Source organism: Clostridium beijerinckii (assembly GCF_008705175.1).
Lineage (GTDB): Bacteria > Bacillota > Clostridia > Clostridiales > Clostridiaceae > Clostridium > Clostridium beijerinckii.
The window spans coordinates 1,062,769-1,084,152 of record NZ_CP043998.1; the positions used below are offsets into that span (position 1 = coordinate 1,062,769).

Annotated in this window: 24 protein-coding genes and 1 pseudogene; 15 read left to right on the forward strand and 10 right to left on the reverse strand. The window is 29.2% G+C overall.

Features of this window, described 5'->3' with window-relative positions; translation table 11 throughout:
* The first annotated feature begins 151 nt into the window (after positions 1-151).
* From F3K33_RS04860 to F3K33_RS04870, 3 genes are read left to right on the forward strand one after another with little or no spacing between them, the layout of a single operon-like run.
* A complete protein-coding gene (locus F3K33_RS04860) occupies positions 152-364 on the forward strand; it encodes a hypothetical protein (RefSeq protein WP_039773916.1) in 213 nt (70 codons plus the stop codon).
* Complete coding sequence (locus F3K33_RS04865) at positions 361-588, forward strand: hypothetical protein (protein ID WP_023973959.1); 228 nt, start codon at positions 361-363, stop codon at positions 586-588. Before F3K33_RS04860 ends, F3K33_RS04865 begins: the two co-directional genes overlap by 4 nt.
* Positions 575-997 carry a hypothetical protein gene (locus F3K33_RS04870; protein ID WP_039773914.1) on the forward strand — a complete coding sequence of 141 codons (423 nt, stop codon included), beginning with the start codon at positions 575-577 and terminating at the stop codon, positions 995-997. The genes F3K33_RS04865 and F3K33_RS04870 overlap by 14 nt, the downstream gene beginning before the upstream one ends.
* A gap of 74 nt (positions 998-1,071) precedes the next feature.
* On the opposite strand, the gene F3K33_RS27105 is transcribed toward F3K33_RS04870, so the two are convergent.
* The 4 genes from F3K33_RS27105 to F3K33_RS04890 form a co-directional block, all read right to left on the reverse strand.
* The gene (locus F3K33_RS27105; RefSeq protein ID WP_084670616.1) at positions 1,072-1,422 is read right to left on the reverse strand and encodes an IS3 family transposase; all 351 of its coding nucleotides are present in this window, start codon (positions 1,420-1,422) and stop codon (positions 1,072-1,074) included.
* A 12-nt stretch (positions 1,423-1,434) separates the two neighbouring features.
* Positions 1,435-2,913, reverse strand: a complete 1,479-nt coding sequence (gene ltrA, locus F3K33_RS04880) for a group II intron reverse transcriptase/maturase (protein WP_039773913.1) — start codon at positions 2,911-2,913, stop codon at positions 1,435-1,437.
* 525 nt (positions 2,914-3,438) lie between these two features.
* Positions 3,439-4,053 (reverse strand): IS3 family transposase, encoded by a 615-nt coding sequence (locus F3K33_RS04885; protein WP_084670614.1) that lies wholly within the window; start codon positions 4,051-4,053, stop codon positions 3,439-3,441.
* Between the two features lie 101 nt (positions 4,054-4,154).
* Positions 4,155-4,313 carry a helix-turn-helix domain-containing protein gene (locus F3K33_RS04890; RefSeq protein ID WP_023973955.1) on the reverse strand — a complete coding sequence of 53 codons (159 nt, stop codon included), beginning with the start codon at positions 4,311-4,313 and terminating at the stop codon, positions 4,155-4,157.
* Positions 4,314-4,639: 326 nt separating this feature from the next.
* On the opposite strand from F3K33_RS04890, the gene F3K33_RS04900 reads away from it, so the two are divergent.
* From F3K33_RS04900 to F3K33_RS04920, 5 genes are all read left to right on the forward strand, one after another.
* Positions 4,640-4,813, forward strand: coding sequence for a hypothetical protein (locus F3K33_RS04900; RefSeq protein ID WP_023973953.1), 174 nt, complete (start codon positions 4,640-4,642; stop codon positions 4,811-4,813).
* 240 nt (positions 4,814-5,053) lie between these two features.
* Positions 5,054-5,860 carry a YitT family protein gene (locus F3K33_RS04905; protein WP_111938452.1) on the forward strand — a complete coding sequence of 269 codons (807 nt, stop codon included), beginning with the start codon at positions 5,054-5,056 and terminating at the stop codon, positions 5,858-5,860.
* Between the two features lie 103 nt (positions 5,861-5,963).
* Positions 5,964-6,200, forward strand: a complete 237-nt coding sequence (locus tag F3K33_RS04910; protein ID WP_039773912.1) for a hemolysin XhlA family protein — start codon at positions 5,964-5,966, stop codon at positions 6,198-6,200.
* Between the two features lie 15 nt (positions 6,201-6,215).
* A complete protein-coding gene (locus F3K33_RS04915) occupies positions 6,216-6,611 on the forward strand; it encodes a hypothetical protein (RefSeq protein WP_039773911.1) in 396 nt (131 codons plus the stop codon).
* Positions 6,612-6,680: 69 nt separating this feature from the next.
* Positions 6,681-7,466 (forward strand): GH25 family lysozyme, encoded by a 786-nt coding sequence (locus F3K33_RS04920; RefSeq protein ID WP_039773910.1) that lies wholly within the window; start codon positions 6,681-6,683, stop codon positions 7,464-7,466.
* A gap of 463 nt (positions 7,467-7,929) precedes the next feature.
* Here the strand turns inward: F3K33_RS04920 and F3K33_RS04925 are convergent, their stop codons facing one another.
* Positions 7,930-8,352, reverse strand: a complete 423-nt coding sequence (locus tag F3K33_RS04925; protein WP_039773909.1) for a helix-turn-helix domain-containing protein — start codon at positions 8,350-8,352, stop codon at positions 7,930-7,932.
* Positions 8,353-8,388: 36 nt separating this feature from the next.
* Between F3K33_RS04925 and F3K33_RS04930 the strand changes: the two are divergent.
* From F3K33_RS04930 to F3K33_RS04955, 6 genes and pseudogenes are all read left to right on the forward strand, one after another.
* Positions 8,389-8,856 (forward strand): annotated as a pseudogene (locus F3K33_RS04930) (ABC transporter substrate-binding protein); the annotation flags it as partial.
* Positions 8,857-8,890: 34 nt separating this feature from the next.
* Positions 8,891-9,658 carry an ABC transporter ATP-binding protein gene (locus F3K33_RS04935; protein ID WP_017209855.1) on the forward strand — a complete coding sequence of 256 codons (768 nt, stop codon included), beginning with the start codon at positions 8,891-8,893 and terminating at the stop codon, positions 9,656-9,658.
* Positions 9,659-9,689: 31 nt separating this feature from the next.
* Complete coding sequence (locus F3K33_RS04940) at positions 9,690-10,481, forward strand: ABC transporter permease (RefSeq protein WP_039773927.1); 792 nt, start codon at positions 9,690-9,692, stop codon at positions 10,479-10,481.
* Between the two features lie 303 nt (positions 10,482-10,784).
* Positions 10,785-11,141 (forward strand): CidA/LrgA family protein, encoded by a 357-nt coding sequence (locus tag F3K33_RS04945; RefSeq protein WP_023975286.1) that lies wholly within the window; start codon positions 10,785-10,787, stop codon positions 11,139-11,141.
* Between the two features lie 39 nt (positions 11,142-11,180).
* Entirely contained in the window at positions 11,181-11,894 is a 714-nt protein-coding gene (locus F3K33_RS04950) for an LrgB family protein (RefSeq protein ID WP_023975285.1), read from the forward strand.
* 335 nt (positions 11,895-12,229) lie between these two features.
* On the forward strand, positions 12,230-13,366 hold the full coding sequence (locus F3K33_RS04955; RefSeq protein ID WP_039773908.1) for a hypothetical protein: 1,137 nt from the start codon (positions 12,230-12,232) through the stop codon (positions 13,364-13,366).
* Positions 13,367-13,543: 177 nt separating this feature from the next.
* Here F3K33_RS04955 and F3K33_RS04960 read toward each other — a convergent pair whose 3' ends face one another.
* The 5 genes from F3K33_RS04960 to F3K33_RS04980 all read right to left on the reverse strand — a co-directional run bounded on the left by F3K33_RS04960 (position 13,544) and on the right by F3K33_RS04980 (position 19,131).
* The gene (locus F3K33_RS04960; protein ID WP_039773907.1) at positions 13,544-14,593 is read right to left on the reverse strand and encodes a galactose ABC transporter substrate-binding protein; all 1,050 of its coding nucleotides are present in this window, start codon (positions 14,591-14,593) and stop codon (positions 13,544-13,546) included.
* Between the two features lie 260 nt (positions 14,594-14,853).
* A complete protein-coding gene (locus F3K33_RS04965) occupies positions 14,854-15,438 on the reverse strand; it encodes a flavin reductase family protein (protein WP_017209861.1) in 585 nt (194 codons plus the stop codon).
* A 105-nt stretch (positions 15,439-15,543) separates the two neighbouring features.
* The gene (locus F3K33_RS04970) at positions 15,544-16,866 is read right to left on the reverse strand and encodes a D-alanyl-D-alanine carboxypeptidase family protein (protein ID WP_023975281.1); all 1,323 of its coding nucleotides are present in this window, start codon (positions 16,864-16,866) and stop codon (positions 15,544-15,546) included.
* A gap of 165 nt (positions 16,867-17,031) precedes the next feature.
* On the reverse strand, positions 17,032-17,754 hold the full coding sequence (locus F3K33_RS04975) for a type 1 glutamine amidotransferase (RefSeq protein ID WP_011968285.1): 723 nt from the start codon (positions 17,752-17,754) through the stop codon (positions 17,032-17,034).
* 18 nt (positions 17,755-17,772) lie between these two features.
* Positions 17,773-19,131 carry a Mur ligase family protein gene (locus F3K33_RS04980; RefSeq protein ID WP_039773906.1) on the reverse strand — a complete coding sequence of 453 codons (1,359 nt, stop codon included), beginning with the start codon at positions 19,129-19,131 and terminating at the stop codon, positions 17,773-17,775.
* A gap of 274 nt (positions 19,132-19,405) precedes the next feature.
* Between F3K33_RS04980 and zapA the strand changes: the two genes are divergently transcribed.
* The gene (zapA, locus tag F3K33_RS04985; protein WP_039773905.1) at positions 19,406-21,370 is read left to right on the forward strand and encodes a cell division protein ZapA; all 1,965 of its coding nucleotides are present in this window, start codon (positions 19,406-19,408) and stop codon (positions 21,368-21,370) included.
* Positions 21,371-21,384 lie beyond the last annotated feature (14 nt).

Genomic DNA, 21,384 nt, shown 5'->3' on the forward strand with positions numbered 1-21,384 from the left:
AAAAAAACGAACGTTTGAAAATGTTTTGCAGATAATGTTCAATAAATTTTCCTGTGATTTTACTTATAAAAAATGTTATAATTAAAGAAAACAATAAATAAATTGTACTTATCTATAAAAGATGATTATCTTTTTAGAGAGGAGTAATGTGATGGTAGATTTAAAAGAAAGTAAATTCATAAGAGATATGTTAGATGTTTATGCGGATGAGAAACTAATAAAATCGTATGATATTACAGATAAAATAATAGTTAATGTTTGCAAAGGTATAGATCCTGCTGAAATAGAGGAAATGATAAGTGGTGCTTTATATGTAGAATATCAAGCTGATAGCTATTCAATAAATGTGGAGGTAAGAGAATGATTAATATTTTTAAAGATAAATATGTTGATTTAGTTAAAAAAGAGCTTGTAAGAAAAGGATTAGTTCAAGATTTAAAAGTAGATCCTATTACTAATACTGTTATAGTAAAGACACATTTAGATAAAAGAAGAGCATCATTGGTGGCTACTAGAGCTATGATGGCTTTGGGCACAAATAAATATGGAAATGTAAAAGTTGAGGTAATTAAAAGTGAACTTCCATAATTTGAAAGATAAGCTCAAGCAAATTAGAGAGCTTATAAGAGTTGAAACTGATAACGTGCTTGCGTTAAATGCTTCAAAATGCTTGGCACTTATTTTTTTGGCAGATTACTATCAAGTATATTATGCATTTAAGTATAGTAAATGGAATGATTGCGCAATGCATAGTTTGGCAAGTAAACTAGCTAAAGTAGAAAGAGTATTCATAAGTGATAGAACTGGTTTGGTTGAACCTCTGGATATGATAATATTGGATAGATGTTCATATGCACATGGAGATGTTGATTTAGGAACGGAAGAAATAAATGTAGATGATATAGAAAAGCTCACAAATATATTAGATTCATTAATAACACCAGATATTTATGATAAAGCTATAAATTTAGATATAAATGGATATGCAAGAAATTAACATAATAAATAATACTTAAAAAGCACTTATAATGAACTGTACCCTGTCAAGTAGACAGATGAAAAAATAAAAATTTATGCCGATAAGGTCTGATTTCGATATTCAATTGGAGTCAGACCTTTTAAATTTGTCTGTAACCTTTTTGTATTATAAAATACTATGTAGTCATCAATTGATTGTCTCAATTCTTCATATGTATAAAATTTTTGCAAATAATACATCTCACATTTTAGAATTCTCCAAAAACCTTCCATTGGTCCGTTGTCGATACACCTACTGACACGTGATATGCTTTGAGTTGCTTTGATTTTATCAAGTTTAGCTTTGAAAGTTCTATTAGTATAATCGATTAAGAAAAAGGGATTGCTCCCTTTCCCTAATCTAAGAACCGTCGTGAGAGTTTCCCACTCATACGGCTCAAGCATTTCTTCACCCTTTCAGGCGGCAACAAATATATGCAGTTTTATCTTTCTTTTATCAAAATAGTCCTTGTCTAAGAAAGGTGTTTTTGTAACCTGCTTTGGATGTCTGACTATTTTAATCCGTCTCAAATTAATTAGACTGTACTCATCCGTCTTGAAAAGCCATCTTTTCCAACCTTTTTCCTGCCAGTATTTATTTAATTTCCACCATTTGTTCTTATTGGGGTGTCTATGTTTTGCCCATTGCTGTAGTAACTGATAAAGGGTGTTGTTAATATTTGAAAAGGCTTTGCTAGCAACAACATGTTTGTGGTAATTTGTCCAACCTCTTACGACTTGGTTAAGCCTTCTTATTAGGTCAGATTGGGTGCTAGCTTTACCCTCCTTAAGGATTATTGTTGAACATTTCCTAATTATGTTTTTAATTGAATTTTTAGAAGGTTTAACTATTAATTTCCCGCTGTATTTCTTAAATGTCCAGCCAAGAAAGTCAAACCCTTTATCTATATGTGTAATTGCAGTCTTTTCTTCTGATAGTGCTAGACCTCTTGATTGGAGGAATTGACTAACCGTAGTTTTAAGTTCTTCAGCAATTTCTTTTGAGTTTGCAGTAATAACAAAGTCATCAGCATACCGAATCAAGTTCACTTTAGTTTTGGCTCTGTAATGATTTTCTATTTTACCTTTTGAATTTCTATGATATTTATCTTGAATCACTTTTTCGAGTCCATCTAATGTCATATTTGCATATATACTTGAGATTGCACCGCCTTGTGGCGAACCTGTTTCCGTTGGAAACAGCTTTTCTTCATATATATATCCTGATTTTAGGAACTGCTTCATAATAATTTTATCCATTGGTATATTGTTTTGTAACCATTCATGGTTAATATTATCAAAACAACCTTTAATATCACCTTCAAGTATCCATGTTGGAGAACATTTTCTAGCTAATACACAAAATATCTGCTCACAGGCATCTTTTGCACTTCGTCCACGGCGGAATCCAAAGGAAATGGAATCACCTTTTGTTTCTGCAATTGGCTCAAGCGCTAATGCATATAATGTTTGCATTGCTCTATCATACATTGTTGGTATGCCTAATGGACGTTTCTGCTTTTTACCTTTCTTTTCGATATATACTCGTTTTAAAGGTTTTGCTTTATAGTTTTTGTCAGTAAGTGAAAGCACAGCTTTCATCTTCGAGGCAGAGGTAGACCATAGTTTTTTGTCTACTCCAGATGTATTCTTCCCTTTATTTGTTGTTACTTTTCTTACAGCATAAGCCTTAGCTGAAAAAGAGTGGGTTAATAAGTATTGTAATCTTTTGGCTTTATTATTGTCTCCATTTTTTGTTGCCTTAGCGATTCGGGTTTGTAGTCTATTAACATCGAGTTCAACTTGCTTCCAGTCAATTGTTTCCCATTGAAATTCAAGTGATTTCGTGTCTTTTAGTCTCTCGGTTTTAACCGTCGTTGAATTACTAAAATTCATAAATATATAATCCTTTCTTGCTAAGAAATACCATAGGATAAGTCTGCACTCTTTCGAGTTAAGGCAAATTTTGAACCTTTATCTGTTTCCATTACAAAATCAGCATTCGCTTTTTATCCTTTTCTTCCGCCCTCTATGTCTTTTCGCCCCTTGCGGTTAGATACCTCTCACTGAAGGAACATATAGGGTTTACCAAGTTACACGTAATACATAATTGTAAATGCCTTAGGAGTCATCTTTAAACCGGGAGTTCTTTATCCATTCGCATTGGTTTAACAGTTGGCCTTTGCTCAGCTCCTTACCATTTTGGTCAAAGCGTTTCAGCCTATTTCGCTTTCTCCAGCGTAACGATGCCTACAATGATTCACTTTACGTTCTCCATAGCATTCTTACTCTAGCAGTTGTCCCAGTTTAGGCTACTCGAACTTCCACATTGTCTCGTGAGCTTTCTAACCCAAACGTTACCATTCACGCTAGTCACGATAGAGTTACCCCGAATGGATGGGGCAGTCTAACGACAATGTATTACGCGACTTCTTGTCGCACCTGAAATCCCCTGTCACTATGAAACAGTGGATTTGCATTCGGATTAGCACTTACTGCTAAATCAAATATTGCGCTAAGGTAAGCCTTTTTACCATTAAGTAGCTTAAATTCTGTAACATCTGTTAACCATTTTTCATTTGGTCTATTCGCATAAAATTCTCTATTTAATTTGTTTTCAGCAGTAATTTGCGGAGTACTTTGAATATAAGACTTTCTCTTTTTTCTTATAACTGACATTATGTCTATAGATTTCATTAATCTATAAATTCGTTTATGATTATATTGTTTATTCAGAAGTCTATTTATACTCATTGTTATCCGAGGGTATCCATAGATACCATTTACGTCTTCATAAGGCTTAACAATCTCTTTTAATATTATTGAATTCTCTCTATCTAATTCAGTCTCTGAACGGTTGATTAATTTGTAGTAAGATGATCGTGCAGTATTAGATAGATTGCATAAATCAGCTATCGGATATCCATTTTGCTCATGTAATTCTTTTATAGAAATATATTTATATTCTTGGAGTATTCTAGTACCTATCGCTTTCTTTCTACTTCCTTCAATTTTTTTTAAGAAATCAATATCCATCTTTAAACGTGTATTTTCTGCTTCAATAAGTTTTAATTGTGCAGATAATTTATCAGACTCAGTAAGCTCAGCAGCCTCTTTACGCTTACCACGACGGTCAATTAGTTCTTCATATCCATTAGCTTTTTATTTTTTACCCACGTATAAACTTGTTGATAAGAAACCTTAAACTTATCAGCAGTAGCTTGATAATCATCATTATTCGAAATGCAGAATGCAACAATCTCAGCTCTTTCTTCATAATTAGCTTTTCTATCCATAAAAATATACTCCCTCCATACTAACAGTTTTATTATTTTAACTGTCTAATATAAAGGGAGCATATCACAATCAGGTGGAACCGAATTAGAAGATAACATATTAACAAATTTATCTTGTGAAGTTCCAGATTGAAAAATAACAAAGTCAGTAAATATTGAAACAAAAGAAGCAATATTTGAAGATATACCTAAAACAGAATCAGAGATTTTAAAGGAAAAAGTAAATGACTTAGCGCAAGCAAATGCAGAATTAACAAGCATAGTAGCAACTATGGAAACTACTAATGCTTAGTATAATAAATTTGATCTTAAGGAGAGTGTTTAAAATGCAATTTAACAAAAATAGTGGATGCGTAAAAGTATGGGTTACATTAATAGTAGGAGGTACTTACGAATATAAGGATGTTCCTAATCTTTTGAATCTACAAGAACAGGTAAAATTAGTCCTTGTAGATATGGGAGCTATGGAAGATACAACTACAGAAAGTAGTGCATCATAGGAAAATTAGATGTAGTATTAAAAAATTCAGAGCAACATTAGGAGCTTTTAATGGTTCTTTTATGCTGATTGAAAAAGTTAATAAAGTGTAAATTCTTAAATGATTAATATGAGGTATTAAAAACTATGTTACAATATAATTATGATATTAAATCAGGTATAAAATACTATAATTAAATAAGGGAGGAATTTAATGAAGAAGACTAATAGCATTTTAATTCAATTTAGTAGAGTGGTATTTATGATATTAGGTTCAATTTTAGCTGCAATTGGATTAGAGATATTCTTAATACCTAATAGTATAATTGATGGAGGAATAACTGGAATATCAATTATGGCAAGCCGCTTAACCAATGTAGAATTAGGTATATTTATATTTGTACTTAATTTACCATTTGTAATTATTGGATATAAACAGATAGGTAAAACTTTTGCTCTTTCAACTATATTTTCAGTAATGTGTTTTTCAATTGTAGTAACTCTACTTCATCCAGTTCCGGGTATAACACAAGATACACTTTTGGCTACTATATTTGGAGGTATAATACTAGGTGTTGGGGTAGGATTAATTATAAGAAATGGGGGATCGTTAGACGGAACTGAAATTGTCGCTATTCTTTTAGATAAAAGAACTTCATTTTCTATTGGAGAAATAGTTATGTTTTTTAATTTATTTATTTTAGGATCTTCAGGTTTCTTATTTGGATGGGATAGGGCGATGTATTCGCTAATAGCTTATTTTATTGCTTTTAAAACCATAGATATAACAGTTGAAGGTATAAATGAGTCCAAGGCGGTAATTATTGTTTCAGATAAAAACAAAGAAATATCAGAGGCGATAATGTCTAGACTTGGCAGAGGGATTACTTTATTAGATGGAAAAGGCGCTTATAGTGGGAGTGAAACAGAAGTTATATATTTAGTTTTATCTAGACTTGAAGTTGCTAAATTAAAAAATATTGTACATCATTTTGACAAGGGAGCATTAATTACAATTACAAGTGTTGAAGGAACTGGTAAAAAGTATGCAAAAAAAGCAATACATTAGAATTTTATAAATATGTATTCTATAATAATAAATTTTACATAAGTACTTACAGAAATGTAGGTGCTTTTATTTTATGAAAATAACTAGTAAAAAGAGGTGTAATATGAATGAAGAATTAGTAAAAGACAAAATTGAAACTCACGAAAGAAGGCTTAATAATCATGGGGATAGGATTGATAAGCTTGAACAAGATGGAAGAGAACTAAAGACGGAGCTTAAAAATCTATGTGAAAATCTTAAAAACTTAACTAGCACGATGAAGTGGTTTATAACCGCAATGGGAGGAGCTTTAATTAGCTTCTTTTTTTATGCAGTTCAAACAGGAATATTTAATAAATAATTGGAGGTATGTAAAATGATAAAACAAATTTTAGGACTAGTAATAAGTATATTAAAAAATAAAACATACATGACAGCAGCTAGAGAGGTATGGAGCATTGTAGATGAGAACTTTAGGATTACAGAAAAAGTTGAAGATAAATTTAGAAGTAAAACTGAAGAATTCGATAAATTATTGCTTGCTAAATTTCCAGAACTAACTAATGAAGATGTTATATATTTTAGGCAAGCAATTGCAGGAAGCGTTAATGTGGGTAAGGAAGCAGTATTAGATAATTCCGTAATTATGAAGGAATTACAAGAATCAAACGCTAAATTACAAGCAGAAAACGCAAGTCTAAAAGATCAATTAAGCAAATTTCAATCGCTTGCAGCAGCAACAGTAAACGCAGATGTGCAGCAAACAGTATAAGCTTAGTTTTTAGGGTAGCCTTTAAGGTTACTCTTATTTTTATATTTAAAATAAGAAAGGAAGATATAAATGAAAGGTATAGATATAAGTAATCATAACGGAAATATAAATTTTAACCAAGTAAAAACAGCAGGAGTAGAGGCTGTTTATATTAAAGCTACAGAAGGAACAACGTTTAAAGATAGCTATTTAGATACAAATTATTCTAACGCACATTACGTAGGATTAAAAACAGGGTTCTATCATTTCTTAGTTGGAACTAGTGAGCCAGAAACTCAGGCTAATAATTTTTATAATGCCATAAAAGATAAAACCAGTGATCTCATTCCAATGCTAGATGTGGAAACTAATTTTGATGGACTAATGGATTATATTTTAAGATTTATTGCTAAATTTAAAGAGCTATCTAATATGCAAATAGGTATTTATACTTATACTAGTTTTATGGATAACTTAGATAATAGAATTGCAGATTATCCATTATGGGAAGCAAACTATAATAATGATCCATGGAGATTAAATTCTAATTTCTTCACTAATAGAGTAGGACACCAATATAGTGAAACAGGATCTTTAAGCGGAATAAATACAGAATGTGATATGAATGAGTTTAATGATGGAATATTAAATAAAACTACTGGATATGTTGTTACAAACTATTTACCTAATGGCTATCAAGGAGATAATAGTTTTAATGGTGTTGATGCTGATTATGTGCTCCAATATTTTAAAGGAGTTAGATGTTATTTTAGGGGAAACGAAAAAGGGGTATGGATTGAAACTCAAAATCTATCTATGAGCAAATGTTTAGAGTTAAAAGAAACTTTGGGAAGCTGGTTTTATGATATAAAGTAATATGGTATAATGATTATTACTAAATTGCATATACTCTGTTTAGTAAAGGTAGACTAGGTAGAATACTTAGTCTACCTTTTTTGCTTTAATATAATAATTCTTATAAATCAGATGAAAATAGTCTTGTATAATTCATGAAATTATGATATTATAATGTTACACACAAAGCTAACAGCGATAGTAGATAGCGTTAGACTCCCAAGATAATTACAAGATTCTTTTTTAAGCATTAAGTCTTGTAGGGTAGTAAAGAGAAATCTTTATTACCCTTATTTTTTTGCGCAAAAAAGAGATAGCAAAAAATATTAGGAGAATAATGATCCAAGCTATCTCTTTATTTATTAAAAATAGGAAATCGTATCTTAATTTTTAACACTATTAAGATAAAATATACATAAAGTTATAAAAATATATTCCAATAAAATAATTGATTAACACGATTTTAAGAGAATAAATCTTAATTTTAAGTATTCAAATAACTTTTCATCTTTTCAAATACACTTCGAGTAGGTATATAATTTTGATAACAATATCTATATAAAGTTCTTTTAGATATATCCAAAGATTTACACAACTTATCCTTATTAATGTGGATATTTTTATTAAGTACGGTGGATAAATATTGATGAAAGTTATCCATAGATTCTAAATACGAATCAAAAAAATACTTACTATTAATATTGAAATAACTAGCTAGTTTTATTGATTGCTCTTTTGTGGGGAATAACTCGCCACGTTCATATTTTGATATAATCGATTTGCTAATACCTATAATTAATGACAATTCTTTTTGTGTTAAATCATTTAACTTTCTTAATCTAACCAAATTTTCAGCAACCGTATTTGCTGGAAGATCTTTAAACTCATCTTTTAAATCAATTCTCAAAATACAGTTTTCTAAAATCGCTTTTTCATGTACCGAGCATTTAAAGGTGGTACAGGTGATTATGTGGCTCTCTTTGAACCTACAGCTTCTGCAATTCAGAAAGAAGGAACTGGATATATTCTTGCATCTGTTGGTGAAGAATCAGGATTAATTCCTTATACTTGTTATTTTACAACAAAATCTTATATGGATAAAAATCCACAAGTAATACAAGGGTTTACAAATGCTATCTATAAAGGTCAACAGTGGTTTTTTAGTCACAGTACAGAGGAAGTTGCAGATAGTATAATTGATTATTTCCCAGGTACAGATAAAGATACAATTATGACAGTTATAGATAACTATAAAAAGATTGATGCTATAGCTCATACACCAGAAATTAAAGAAGAAAATTTAAATAGACTTATGGATATAATTACTGATTATGATTCAAGCTTAATGCCGCAAAGACCTGAATTTAGCAAGATTGTGGATAATTCGTTTGCTGAAAAGGCAGCTAAATAAAGGTCACATAAAGATGAAAAGGTGGTGATTTTATTTGAGCTTGTTAGAAATATCAAATATATCAATGAATTATCATTCTATTAAAGGTGAAACACAGGCTTTAAATAATGTTAATTTTCAAGTAGATGATGGTAAGTTTATTTCTATTTTAGGACCGTCAGGATGTGGAAAATCTACATTATTAAATATAATGAGTGGACTGTTAGAACCATCTAATGGGAGCGTATTATACAAAGGTGAAGATGTAAAAAAGAATTTGGATAAGATAGGATATATGTTTCAAAAGGATCATTTATTTGAGTGGAATACGGTTTGGGAAAATGTAATCTTAGGATTAAAGATAAAAAAGCAGCTAAATAGTGAATCAAAAGAAAGAGTAAGTGGATTATTAGATGCTTATGGGTTAACGAGATTTAAGAACCATCATCCTAGTGAACTTTCAGGTGGTATGAGGCAAAGAGTTGCACTTATAAGGACTTTAGCATTAAATCCAGAGATACTCTTTTTAGATGAACCATTTTCAGCACTAGATTATCAATCGAGACTTTTGGTATGTGATGATGTTTATAAGATAATAAAAACAGAAAAAAAGACAGCAATAATGGTGACACATGATATAGCAGAAGCGATTTCTTTGTCTGAAAAAGTAATAGTATTATCTAAGAGACCATCTAGTGTGAAGGCAGAAATTCCTATACATTTTAGTGATGAAGAATTAACTCCTTTCCAAAAGAGAAGAGCTCCAGAGTTTAGTGAATATTTTAACATGTTATGGAAGGAGTTGAATGATGGAAATGGCTAAGAAAAGTGTAAATGTTAGTGAATCAAATAATATGTCTAAGGAACATGAAATATATTTGAATAAGGTAAAGAAAACAAAAAGAAAAATTTTAATTACTAGAATTCTTATATTGGTTATTTTCATAGCCTTATGGCAAATAGCTGCAAATCTTAAGTGGATAGATCCGTTTCTTACATCTAGTCCAACTAGAGTAATTGAATCATTTGTATCTTTATATGAAGGTGGAGGTTTAATTAAGCATATCGCAGTCACATGCTATGAAACTATCTTAGGATTTTCTTTAGGAACAATCCTAGGCTCACTAATTGCAGTAATCTTATGGTGGAGTCCTTTTGTATCAAAAATACTAGATCCATATTTAGTAGTTTTAAATGCACTTCCTAAAGTTGCTTTGGCTCCAATAATAATATTTTGGATTGGAAATGGTATTCCAGCAATAATAGTGATTGCTCTTTTAATATCAGTAATAACAACAATTATAAGTGTATTAACTGGATTTAATGAAATAGATAAAGAGAAAATTATGCTTATGAATACTTTTAGAGCGACAAAAATACAGATATTAAGATATTTAATATTTCCATACTCTATTCCTATCCTCATATCAGCTCTAAAGATAAATGTTGGTTTATCTTGGGTTGGGGTAATAATGGGAGAATTTTTAGTAGCGAAGAATGGTCTTGGATTTTTGATAGTATATGGAGGACAAGTGGCTCAGCTAGATATGGTAATGATGAGCATTGTGATATTATCAGCAATTGCATTTATCATGTATGAGGTGGTTGCAATAGTAGAAAATAAACTAGTAAAGGATAGAAGTTAAAAGTATACTATTAAACTTTACAAATACTCTCTTAAAACGACTTATTTATAAAATAAATAAGTCGTTTTAATTTTTATAATGAATAAAATTAAACATATTTTTAGAAACTTATATTTAAAGTGCAATTAATATATAATACTGAAAATATAAGGATATTTAACAAAAAGGTAACCTTTACTTAAAGTGTAAAGGAATTTTACTTATCCATGTAATGATGGTAAATTAAATTGTAAAGGTCATATTAAGAATAGAGAGAAGTTGGTTTTTTAACAAATATGCTTAAATAATTGGAGTGTGATAAAATTGAAGTTATTTAGAGAAGCACTAATTATATTTGGAATTTATCTATTAGGAGAATTTATATCATCAATGCTTCATCTACCGATACCAGGAAATATATTAGGAATGATAATATTATTTATATTATTATACACAAAGGTAATTAAAGTGGAGAGCATTTCAAATATAACAAATTTTTTACTAGACCATCTGGCGTTTTTCTTTATTCCAGCAGGAGTTGGTTTAATGACGTCGCTTGGAATAATAAAAGCGACATGGTGGCAATTATTATTAGTATGTATATTGACGACTATAATAATAATTGGGGTGACTGGTATTGTCGTTCAGGCTATTTCAAGAAAGCCAAGGAAAAATAGTTAGTTTACGTACAGATAAAGTGATAAGAAAAGAGGAGAATATATGCAAATATTAACGAACAATGTTTTATTTGGACTAGTACTTTCACTTGCGGCTTTTGAAGTTGGTATATTCATTAACAGAAATACAAGAATACCAATTTTAAATCCACTATTAATTGCAATAGGAATTATAATATGTTTTTTGTTTGCATTTCATATTGATTTTGATACATATAATAAAGGTGGTCAATTTATAAATATGTTTCTTGGACCATCAACTGTTGTACTTGCAGTACCTTTATATAAACAGCTGGATCTTTTGAAAAAGAATGCTAAGGCCATTTTAACAGGTATATTTGTTGGTAGCGCTATAGGGATAATTTCTATAATAGGAATATCTTATTTAGTTGGACTTAATTCAAGTGTAATAAAATCATTAGTTCCAAAATCAGTAACAACTCCTATAGGAATATCAATAAGCAGTCAATTAGGAGGAGTTGTTCCAATAACAGTCCTTGCAATTATAATCACAGGTATAGTTGGGGCTGTATTTGGACCGACTATATGTAAAATTTTTAAGATAAAAGATAAGGTTGCAGTTGGTGTATCTATAGGAACGGCATCTCATGCAGTTGGTACTAGTAAGGCTTTAGAGCTTGGGGAAGTAGAAGGGGCAATGAGTAGTCTATCAATTGGCATTGCAGGAATAATGACAGTGATGATTGCTCCGTTAGTATATAATTTAGCATTATACATATATCATATAATAAAGTAAAAGCTTAAAAAGACTATTAAAAGTTAGCAGTAAAAATAACGGGTTATTCTAAAGAAATTATTTAGAAATAATCCGTTATTTTCTTATAAGTGGCAATATATGAAGTGGAATAGGTAGATTATAAGGTAAATATAAGTATTAGAATTTACAAAAAATATATTTATACATGTATATTATAAATAATGGGACTATAAAAGAGGTTTAGTAATATTTACTTGTTGATTATAGGAAGAAAAGCAAATTATAATTATTTAAGATAGAGTAATTATGAATAATTTAAAAAATGATAGTTTATGATATTAAAAAATTAATGCTGGTGTAGGAGAAGATTAAATATGGCTCACGATGATGAAGTTCTTATAACTTATGGACTAGGGTATGCTTTTGAAAGAAGTAAATTGCTTATTATATCTGAAGTTGAGGAAAAAGTTGTATCTAAAAAAGAAGTAAATATTATGGAAGAAATAAATATAGTTAACAAATTTAAAGAAAAGTTAGATAGTAAATGTGCTTTGAAATTTCCTAAAAGCTACTTAACTAATGTGGAAGAAGCTTTAGAAGAAAAAGTATCAAAGACTATACCTATAATTACATCGATAAAAGCCAAAGATGTGGACAAGCAGAATCATCTTATGGATGAGTATGTAAAAAAGGATCTAAGCCAGATGAGGCTGAGAAAAGAAGGGTATATTCAAAAAGATTCAACTTTGATTAAAGAATATTTAGATAGTTGTAGTGAAAATACATACGCTAAGAATATTAAAGAAAAATCCTTGAAGTATAACAAAATGATTCTTAAGATAATTTTAACAAGTAGTTTTGGAGATGAATTTGGAGATTTTTTGAGTAAGCGAGGACAAGCTACTATTTTAGAAGAAATAGATAAAAATGTAGGGGAGCAGTTAGAGAATTTACTTAAGAAGGACTATTTAATAAAAAAGAAGTACAGTGAATTAGATTTCTTGAATATGTTATTGTTTCTTGAGGAATGGCAAAGGAAATATTTTAAATGGGATGGAAAGTATACGGATTTAATGTTTTCAATCAACAAGGATGGAAGAAAATACAAGGGGAGAAAAGACGAAATAAAAGATTCTGTTATTTCTTTCATTAAAGAGAAGAGGTATTTGTATCTTCCATTTGGGAAATATAATGATGATAATATTTTTATAAACTTAAGTGATGAAAGATATTGTAATATGAATGAAAATGATGAGAAGAGATCACAATATGTTATTTTAGAAAAAAAAGAAACCAATTTATATGAAATAGTATCCAATGAGTATAAAAAAATAGATTTAGAAGAAAATTCAGAACTAGGATATTTGCTTTGTTATGATAATGATACAGTTTATATTTCTTTTGTGGTATATGACAAGAAGCATGAAAAAGTAATTTGTAAATATAATAATAAATTTACTGCTTTTAAATCTAAAATGATTGAAGAATTAGAAAAACATTTTATATTATAAGTAAGTTCATAAAATTACATTAATTATTTACTTGGCGGACATAGGGATGAGCTGGGTTATTTTAATTTGTAAATTTCGGTTCTTAGCTACATATAATAAGGCTGCTTTAAATTAATTGGGTATATATATCTTAATTACTTTAAAACAGCCTTATTAATTAATAGAATGTGTATAGTGTTATTTTTGAGGAGTATATTCTTGATAGGGCATTTGAATTGTAACTCCTGTTTCATCAAATTTATAATTTGTATTTTCAAGAGGATTTTTATTACCAACTAAGTTCATTCCTATGGAATAAAGGGCTTCAGCTGTTTGATTAGGATCCTGAAAAACAGTGCCTGTCATAACACCTTTATTAATTAGGTCTTTAGCTGCTGGTATTCCATCAATTCCGAAAACAGGTATATATTTTGATTTATCTTCTTTATTGTATCCGTATTTCTGTAATGCTTCAATTGCACCTATAGCCATGGCATCATTATTTGAAATTATTGCCTCGATTTTATCTCCATATCTCAAAAATAGTAATTCAGTAGAATCTTTGGCGCATATTTCATCCCAATAACAGAATTTAGATAAAATTTCTTGTGTTTTAATTCCAGCATCATTAATAGTTGATATAGAGTATGTGCTTCTTGCATTTGTTACAGTACTATTATTTGGACCTTTTAACATAAAATATTGTAATACGTTATCACCATTTCTATCAATAGTTTTTTTATCAGAATTCCATTCTTTAACAATTAGATTTCCTTGCAAAATCCCAGATTGATCAGCATTTGTTGATACAACAAGAGCTCTATTATAAGATTTGATGGGTTCAGTATCAAAAGGTACTGTATTAAATAGAATCACAGGAATATTTCTTTGTTTTGCTTTTCTAATAACTGATTCTACAGTATTTCTATCTAAGCTTACTAAATTTATTAATAAAAGATCGTAATCACTTTGGAGAGCTGAATCTAATAAAGCATTTTGTATACCTTGATTTCTTCTGCCATCCAAAAAAGTAAAGCTAATAGAATCTTTGCTTTTATTTTGAATTTCCTCAAGGCTATTTCTTACTAAAGATATATAAGGATCATCTAAAGCAAATAACAGTGTGGCTACCTTTACTGGCTTCTCTGGAAGAACTTGTGCATTTGCATATAAAGCAGTTTTAAGATTATAAGTAGGTATAATAGCTAATATAATTATGAACGATAGTATCTTTTTTAATATTTTCATTTCAATCCTCCATATGACAATTTCAAATTGTAAGATTTACTATTAGATTGTCTTTTAATATTAAATTTATTCTACATTGAAAATATATTATATAAACAAGAAAGCAGTTACATAGCGAAAGACATTGTAACTGCTTTAAATTTAAATATATATATTGCAAAATAATTATTCATCATAATTATAAAAATATCGCAAAAATTTTAGCTGAAATTGTGCATTGTGAATTGCAACATATAAATATAAAAATAAATTGAGGATTATTATTTTTTATGTACTTTTTTTTTCTTTTTTACTGAATATCCAAATGTGCCCAATGGTTTAGCGTTTAGGCCATAATATTCACCATGGCTATAACAAATCAAGTTGGCTTTGTTAAAGCATATCTTACCATTTGAATCAATTAAGTCTTCGTCGACCTTTACGTTTGTTACTTCAAACAGGAATAGATCATGTGTACCTAGAGGCGTAATTGATTTTAACTTACATTCTAAAGCTATCGGCGATTTTTGCAATGAAGGTGTGGATATACTTTCACCTTTATTAAGTTGCAAACCAAAATGTTTAATTTTATCTTCTTTCTTTCCAGAGCGAACTCCACAATAATCAACGATCTTAACCATTTCTCTAGTCGGCAAATTAATAACGCATTCACCACTTTCTTTTATGTAATCATAAGATAATCTCTCAGGTCGTATTCCCATAGCTATTATAGGTTCTTTAGTGCAAACAGTACTTACCCAGCCAACCGTAAAAACATTAACTTTATCATCTTTGTTTTTTGATGTGACAAGTACTACAGGCGTGGGATTAAGCATAACACTGCCTTTAAAATTCAATTTATTCATGTTAATTACTCCTTAAATAAAAGCATCTTCAAATACCTAGGAAGAATACAACCTATTTTTGAAGATGCTTAAGATATATTATAGAAATTAAGTAAAGTTATTTAATTATCTTCTTCTTCTGTTAGAACGGCTATAGTAATTTTTATTCTTGCGTCTTGAATTAGATGCAGCATTTTTAATAAGAGCAATAAGAGTTACGATAATAGCCAAACCTACTAAAGTAGAAATGTAGATAATTAAATTATCTTTAATTATTGAACCTAGTGAAATATCAACTGAACCTGTAACTTCTTCAGAATGATTTCTTGTACTATAAGTAAGTTTAGTATTTTTATTGAATAGTAAACTCCATGCAGTAGAATCTGTTCCTTTATAAGTAATCTGAGATTCAGAATCGTTTATAGCATTTTTATAATAGTTCACATCTTGAGTCAATTTAATTGGAACAGAGATAGTTTTTGTAGGCCCAAATAATATAAATGGTTTATATTTTACATCAGCGGTTCCAACACTTTCACCATTTGATTTATAAACTTCTTTTTTAGCACCATAGCTATAATCCATAATAGCATCCATATCATTAAATTTTGTCATATCTGCATTATCAATTTGTCTACTTTTAAGAACAATACCAATTAACTGACGCCCATCTCTATCATAAACAGTCGCTAAACAACCGCCAGCTTCATTAGTTGTACCAGTTTTACCAGCAAGGTTACCATTTTTACCAAGTGTTAAGTTTCTATTTTCTAAAATTATTCTAGAATTTTTTAAATTTATAGGAGCTTTTTCAAGTTCCATTGTTTCTCTTTCCCAAGGATTTGCAAAAGCTGCCTTCATGATCATTGAAAGGTCATATGCTGTAGTGTAATGATTTGGATCATGAAGTCCATTAGGAGTAACAAAGTTACTATTATTAGCTCCAAGTTCTTTTGCTTTTTTATTCATTAATTCAGCAAATGATTTAACATCTCCGGAAATATTGTCTGCTATTACATATGCAGTATCATTACCAGAAAAAAGTAGTAAGCCCTTCATTATATCATCGGCAGTTACTTTGTCACCAGGCTGCATAGTATTATGCATATAATTTAAATTTAAAGAGTATTCAGGTTGTTCCTTTGCAGATTTAGTATATTCAAGCTGATCTGCTTTGTCTTTGCTTTCAGCTAATAATAAGCCAGTTAAAAGTTTTGTTGTACTAGCAGGATATCTCTTGCTGTCAGCATCCTTGCAATAAATTATCTCTCCTGTTTCTAAATCCATAGTTAAAGCAGCTTCAGCTTTAATGTTTGGTAAGTTCTCTGATGAAGTTTCAGTATTAGGTTTTGCAGAATTGCTTGCTGCATAACTTGCCATACTTAATGGACTAAATAAAGAAAGAGAAAGGGTTAATGCAAATGCTTTTAAAATTAAATTTTTTTTCAAGTCAAATCTCTCCACTTCTTTTAAACATATATAAAATAATAATCTTTTTTAACATGCCTTAAGTATAATAAAACATTTTAAGTATAACATTTATGTAATGCTATAACAATAAATGTTATGTAAAAAGTTACAAACAATATATGAGAATTTACAATTTTGTAATATTTACTTTAGTCTTTGTATTATAGAATTTTTTGCTTTTAATTCGAAATTATCATTCAAGTTTTCTAATTTTACATCTTCTCCGTATTTGTTCTTCAAAGCTAATGTTAGAAGCCTATCTGCAAATTCTGGATTTTTTGAAAGAAAAGAGCCATGAAAATACGAACCAAATGTATTTTTATAGATACATCCTTCATATCCATCTTCACCATTATTGCCATATCCGTGAATGCATTTTCCAAGGGGAGTATGGTCATTTATATATGTTCTACCAGAATGATTTTCAAATCCAACATAAGTTTCATTAAATTCTTCGTTAAATATTTCTGTATTTCCAATAAATCTAGTATCCCCGCCTTCGGTATATAGATTTAAAATACCAAGTCCATCTATTTTTTCTCCATTTGGAGCAGTGTAGTATTTACCTAATAATTGATATCCGCCGCATATAGCTAGCATAACTTTGCCATCTTCAATATAACTTGTTAAAGCATCTTTCTTTATCTCATTTAAATCATTAGAGACTATAGACTGTTCATAGTCTTGGCCACCACCGAAGAAGATGATGTCCACATTGTCTTTATCTATGTTTTCACCTATTGAAGTATTTATTATATCTACATCAATTCCTCTAAGGGCTGCTCTATGTTTTAAAATGAGTACATTACCTACGTCACCATATACATTTAGTAAATCCGGATATAAATGACAAATAGTTAATTCCATAATAGTATTCTCCTTATCTTACCAAAGTTTTTTTATATAACCTTTTGAATGAAGATATTTTCTATAATTAATCATTGCAGTATAAGTTGCTAATATATATATTTTTTTAGATGCAGATTCCTTAATTTTATCTGTAAGCTCTTCATAATCTTCTTTTAAAATAAATTTATCTACATTTAATCCAGCAACCTTTAATCTTACTGCCATATCATACATTCTAATTCCTGATACAAAAATATCTTCTATTTTTAAACTAGATATTTTTTCGAAGTCTACATCCCAAATCCAAGAGACATCACGTCCGTCAGCGTAATTATCATTTAACATGAAAACTGCTGAAAATTCACTCGTATTAAGAGCAAGGGTGTCTAAAGCTTGGTTATATCCAGCTGGATTTTTTACTAATATAATTTGTACATCTTTATTATCAATAGATATTTGCTCTTGTCTGCCAAAGCTTGAACTTTGATTTTGAAGAGAAGCTTTAATTACTGAGTCTTCTATTCCAAGTTCTTTTGAAATGGCAAATGCACATAAGGCGTTGTAAATATTATAAGCACCTGATTGGCTTATGAAAACTTCAGTGTCATTAATTAATACAGAAGAGTTTTCAGGTGTTAAATCAAAAATTTTATTTACAGCATAAGCAAGTTCAGAACGCTTGTAACCACATTCAGGACAGTAAAAATCGCCTAAGTGATTATAAGTAACTAGATTATATGAATAAGGTGCCTTACAGAACTTACAGAACTTTGCATCAGCATTTATTTCCAATGTAGTATCTTCTTTAATAGGTGTATTAAAACCATAATATACTACTGGATTTTTTATATCTAACTTTCCGAGTAAAGATTCATCACCATTCAAAACTAGTTTTGACTCAGGAACTTTAGTCACACCTTCTAAAATTTTAACTAGAGTTGTATAAACCTCTCCATATCTATCTAGCTGATCCCTAAATAAATTAGTTACAGTTATTATTTCAGGGGTTATATGTTCTGTAATGAATTTTACATTAGCCTCATCAACTTCTATTACCGCATAAGGATTTTCTTTTTTCTTAAAAAAAGAATAGTTGGAAACAAAACAAGCTACGATACCTGGGTATAAATTGGCTCCAGTGCTATTTGTTATAACGTGTAATTTATTTTCCTTTAGGATATTATAAATCATGCTTGTAGTTGTTGTTTTTCCGTTAGTTCCAGTAACTAGAATCACCTTGTATCCATTACTAACATGTTTTAAGATTGATTTATCAATTTTTAAAGCTATCTTACCAGGAAAATTACTTCCACCTTTTACAATGTGTTTTGCAGAAAACGCAGTAATTTTTGATAGTAATATGCTTAAAATAGATTTAATATTAATTTCACTCACCGCCCAATTCTAGTTATATATAAGAATGATTAACACAATAAAGTAATATTAATCATTTTTATACAATTAAACAATAAAATAATCAAAATAAGTATAGCATAAAATTTAAGAAGTACGAAAACTTTTTTAGCAATTGAATAGATATAGGTTGTTTTTCGTAAATTTAAAGAAAAAGTGCAAGAATTCAAGGTTCAGTTAACCTAACATAATTGTTTTATTGATGAATATACCATATAATTAGAAGTAATAAAGAATTTTACGAGGTGCTATTATTATGATTAGGGTAACAGTTAATATAAATGGTATGAATTATAACTTAAAAGGGGAAAAAGACGAAAAATATTTGCTTGGGGTAGCAAATTTTGTTGATACAAGAATTAAAGAAATTCTGTCTAAGAAAGCTAGTTTTAGTACAACAGATGCTTCTGTTTTAGCGGCGGTGAATATAGCTGATGAACTTTACGAGTGTGATTTAGAATTAGATAAAGCAATTAAAATAAAAGAAGCCATTAGTGGTGAAAATTCTTCGTTAAAGAAGAAAGTAGACGAGCTTAGCTTGCAATTAGAAAATATAAATAGAGAAAAATCAGAACTTCAAAATAATTTTCAGAAGAAAGAAGAAGAACTACATGGGAAATATAATAATGTAGAAGTAAAATTTAGTTCATTAAGTGATGAAATTAATAAACTGAAAATTGAAAATGAAAAGCTGAAAAAAGAAAATAAATTAATAACTGATGAGAATAAGAGAAATAAGAATAGTAATGAAGCCTTAACAAAAGATATTTCCGACTATAAAGAGAAGAGCAAGATTCTTTATAAGAAGATAGATGAGGCCAAAAACAAAGAGCATAGATTAGATAAGCAAGTGCAACAAGCTAATGAACAAGTAAGTAGTTTAACTAGCGAACTTACTAAAGTTAGCAAAGAAAAAGATATGGTGACTGAACAACTAAACGAAATGACTGCTGTAAATTTTGAGTTAGATAAGCAAATAAAAGAACTTACTCAAACTAAGTTAAATTTAGAAAATAAGATGCTTCTATTACAAGAAAAGAATATCTCGCTAGAAGCTGATTATAATAATGTGTGTAAGGAATTAAAAAAAGCAAGCGAAAACTTAAAATATGAAATTAGTAATAAAGAGGTTATAAACAAAGAATATACCTCATGTAAAGCAAATTTAGAAAAATTAAATGAGGAGCATCATAAATGTGCTAAAGAACTTGCGGAGTATAAGGAAAAGTTAGAAAATCAAATTACGACTAATAATGCAATAACTTCTAAAGCTAGAGAAGAAAAAGAAATACTAAAAAATAAAATTACAGAATTGTTACTAAGTGAAGAAGAATTAAATAAAAAAATTAAAAAATTACTTGAAAGAGAGCAGGAATTAAATGATAGTTTAAAACTTGAAAAAGATAATGCTGTTAAATTAACAAAAGAAATTCAAGATAATAATATGGAAAAAGCTGATCTTAATAAACAGCTTAATGATCTATTTGAAGAATCAGAAAAAGAGATTACGGAATGTAAGCAAAAATTGAGCAAGCTGAATAAAGAAAATGAAGGGTTAGTAAGTCAAATTGATTTATTAAATGAAGAAAAGGATACTTTAGTAAGCGAAATTAATAAATTAAATAAAAAACAAGATATTTTAAATAATGAAATTAAAAATATCAATGATACTAACGATAAATTATCACAAGAAATAGAGAATTCTGATAGAGAAAAAGAAAGATTAGAAGGGGAATTAAAAATAACAAGAAATGATAATGAAAAGCTAAAAGGTGAACTTAAAGAAGTTCATGAAGAAAAAGAAGTAGAAGTTAACATTAAGGTAAAAGAGATTGAGGAAGTAAGCAATACATTAGAGTGTAAAGAAAATGACTTAAGAAGAATTAAAGAAGAATTAGCAAGTAGAGAGAGAGCTTTAGCTAGATTAGAAAAGGAATTGGAAGATAAAGAAGGGATTTTCCTAAAATTAAAAAGAGAAATAGAAGCTAAGGAAAAAGATTTGAATACAAGTAAGGTATCAATAGATGATTTACAAGGAAAGATGTCAACACTAGCTAAAGAAAAAGAAGAATTAGCTAATGAAAATGATAAACTTAATCAAGAAGCAAGAACTTTTCACAATAGGTTATTTGAGCTACAAGCAGAAATAATAAACAAAGAAATAGAAATTGCAAGAGCTAAAAAAGAACAAGTAGGTCCTATTGTAAAAAAGAAAAGATAATCAATGAAGGAGAA

What these genes read in the sequence shown, in the direction of transcription:
- F3K33_RS04955 (WP_039773908.1), top strand. Translation starts at nt 12,230, where the DNA reads ATGGCTCACGATGATGAAGTTCTTATAACTTATGGACTAGGGTATGCT.
- zapA (WP_039773905.1), top strand. Translation starts at nt 19,406, where the DNA reads ATGATTAGGGTAACAGTTAATATAAATGGTATGAATTATAACTTAAAA.
- F3K33_RS04885 (WP_084670614.1), bottom strand. Translation starts at nt 4,053, where the DNA reads ATGGATATTGATTTCTTAAAAAAAATTGAAGGAAGTAGAAAGAAAGCG.
- F3K33_RS04920 (WP_039773910.1), top strand. Translation starts at nt 6,681, where the DNA reads ATGAAAGGTATAGATATAAGTAATCATAACGGAAATATAAATTTTAAC.
- F3K33_RS27105 (WP_084670616.1), bottom strand. Translation starts at nt 1,422, where the DNA reads ATGCTTGAGCCGTATGAGTGGGAAACTCTCACGACGGTTCTTAGATTA.
- F3K33_RS04900 (WP_023973953.1), top strand. Translation starts at nt 4,640, where the DNA reads ATGCAATTTAACAAAAATAGTGGATGCGTAAAAGTATGGGTTACATTA.
- F3K33_RS04965 (WP_017209861.1), bottom strand. Translation starts at nt 15,438, where the DNA reads ATGAATAAATTGAATTTTAAAGGCAGTGTTATGCTTAATCCCACGCCT.
- F3K33_RS04915 (WP_039773911.1), top strand. Translation starts at nt 6,216, where the DNA reads ATGATAAAACAAATTTTAGGACTAGTAATAAGTATATTAAAAAATAAA.
- F3K33_RS04910 (WP_039773912.1), top strand. Translation starts at nt 5,964, where the DNA reads ATGAATGAAGAATTAGTAAAAGACAAAATTGAAACTCACGAAAGAAGG.
- F3K33_RS04940 (WP_039773927.1), top strand. Translation starts at nt 9,690, where the DNA reads ATGTCTAAGGAACATGAAATATATTTGAATAAGGTAAAGAAAACAAAA.
- F3K33_RS04860 (WP_039773916.1), top strand. Translation starts at nt 152, where the DNA reads ATGGTAGATTTAAAAGAAAGTAAATTCATAAGAGATATGTTAGATGTT.
- F3K33_RS04890 (WP_023973955.1), bottom strand. Translation starts at nt 4,313, where the DNA reads ATGGATAGAAAAGCTAATTATGAAGAAAGAGCTGAGATTGTTGCATTC.
- F3K33_RS04975 (WP_011968285.1), bottom strand. Translation starts at nt 17,754, where the DNA reads ATGGAATTAACTATTTGTCATTTATATCCGGATTTACTAAATGTATAT.
- ltrA (WP_039773913.1), bottom strand. Translation starts at nt 2,913, where the DNA reads ATGAATTTTAGTAATTCAACGACGGTTAAAACCGAGAGACTAAAAGAC.
- F3K33_RS04960 (WP_039773907.1), bottom strand. Translation starts at nt 14,593, where the DNA reads ATGAAAATATTAAAAAAGATACTATCGTTCATAATTATATTAGCTATT.
- F3K33_RS04950 (WP_023975285.1), top strand. Translation starts at nt 11,181, where the DNA reads ATGCAAATATTAACGAACAATGTTTTATTTGGACTAGTACTTTCACTT.
- F3K33_RS04865 (WP_023973959.1), top strand. Translation starts at nt 361, where the DNA reads ATGATTAATATTTTTAAAGATAAATATGTTGATTTAGTTAAAAAAGAG.
- F3K33_RS04905 (WP_111938452.1), top strand. Translation starts at nt 5,054, where the DNA reads ATGATATTAGGTTCAATTTTAGCTGCAATTGGATTAGAGATATTCTTA.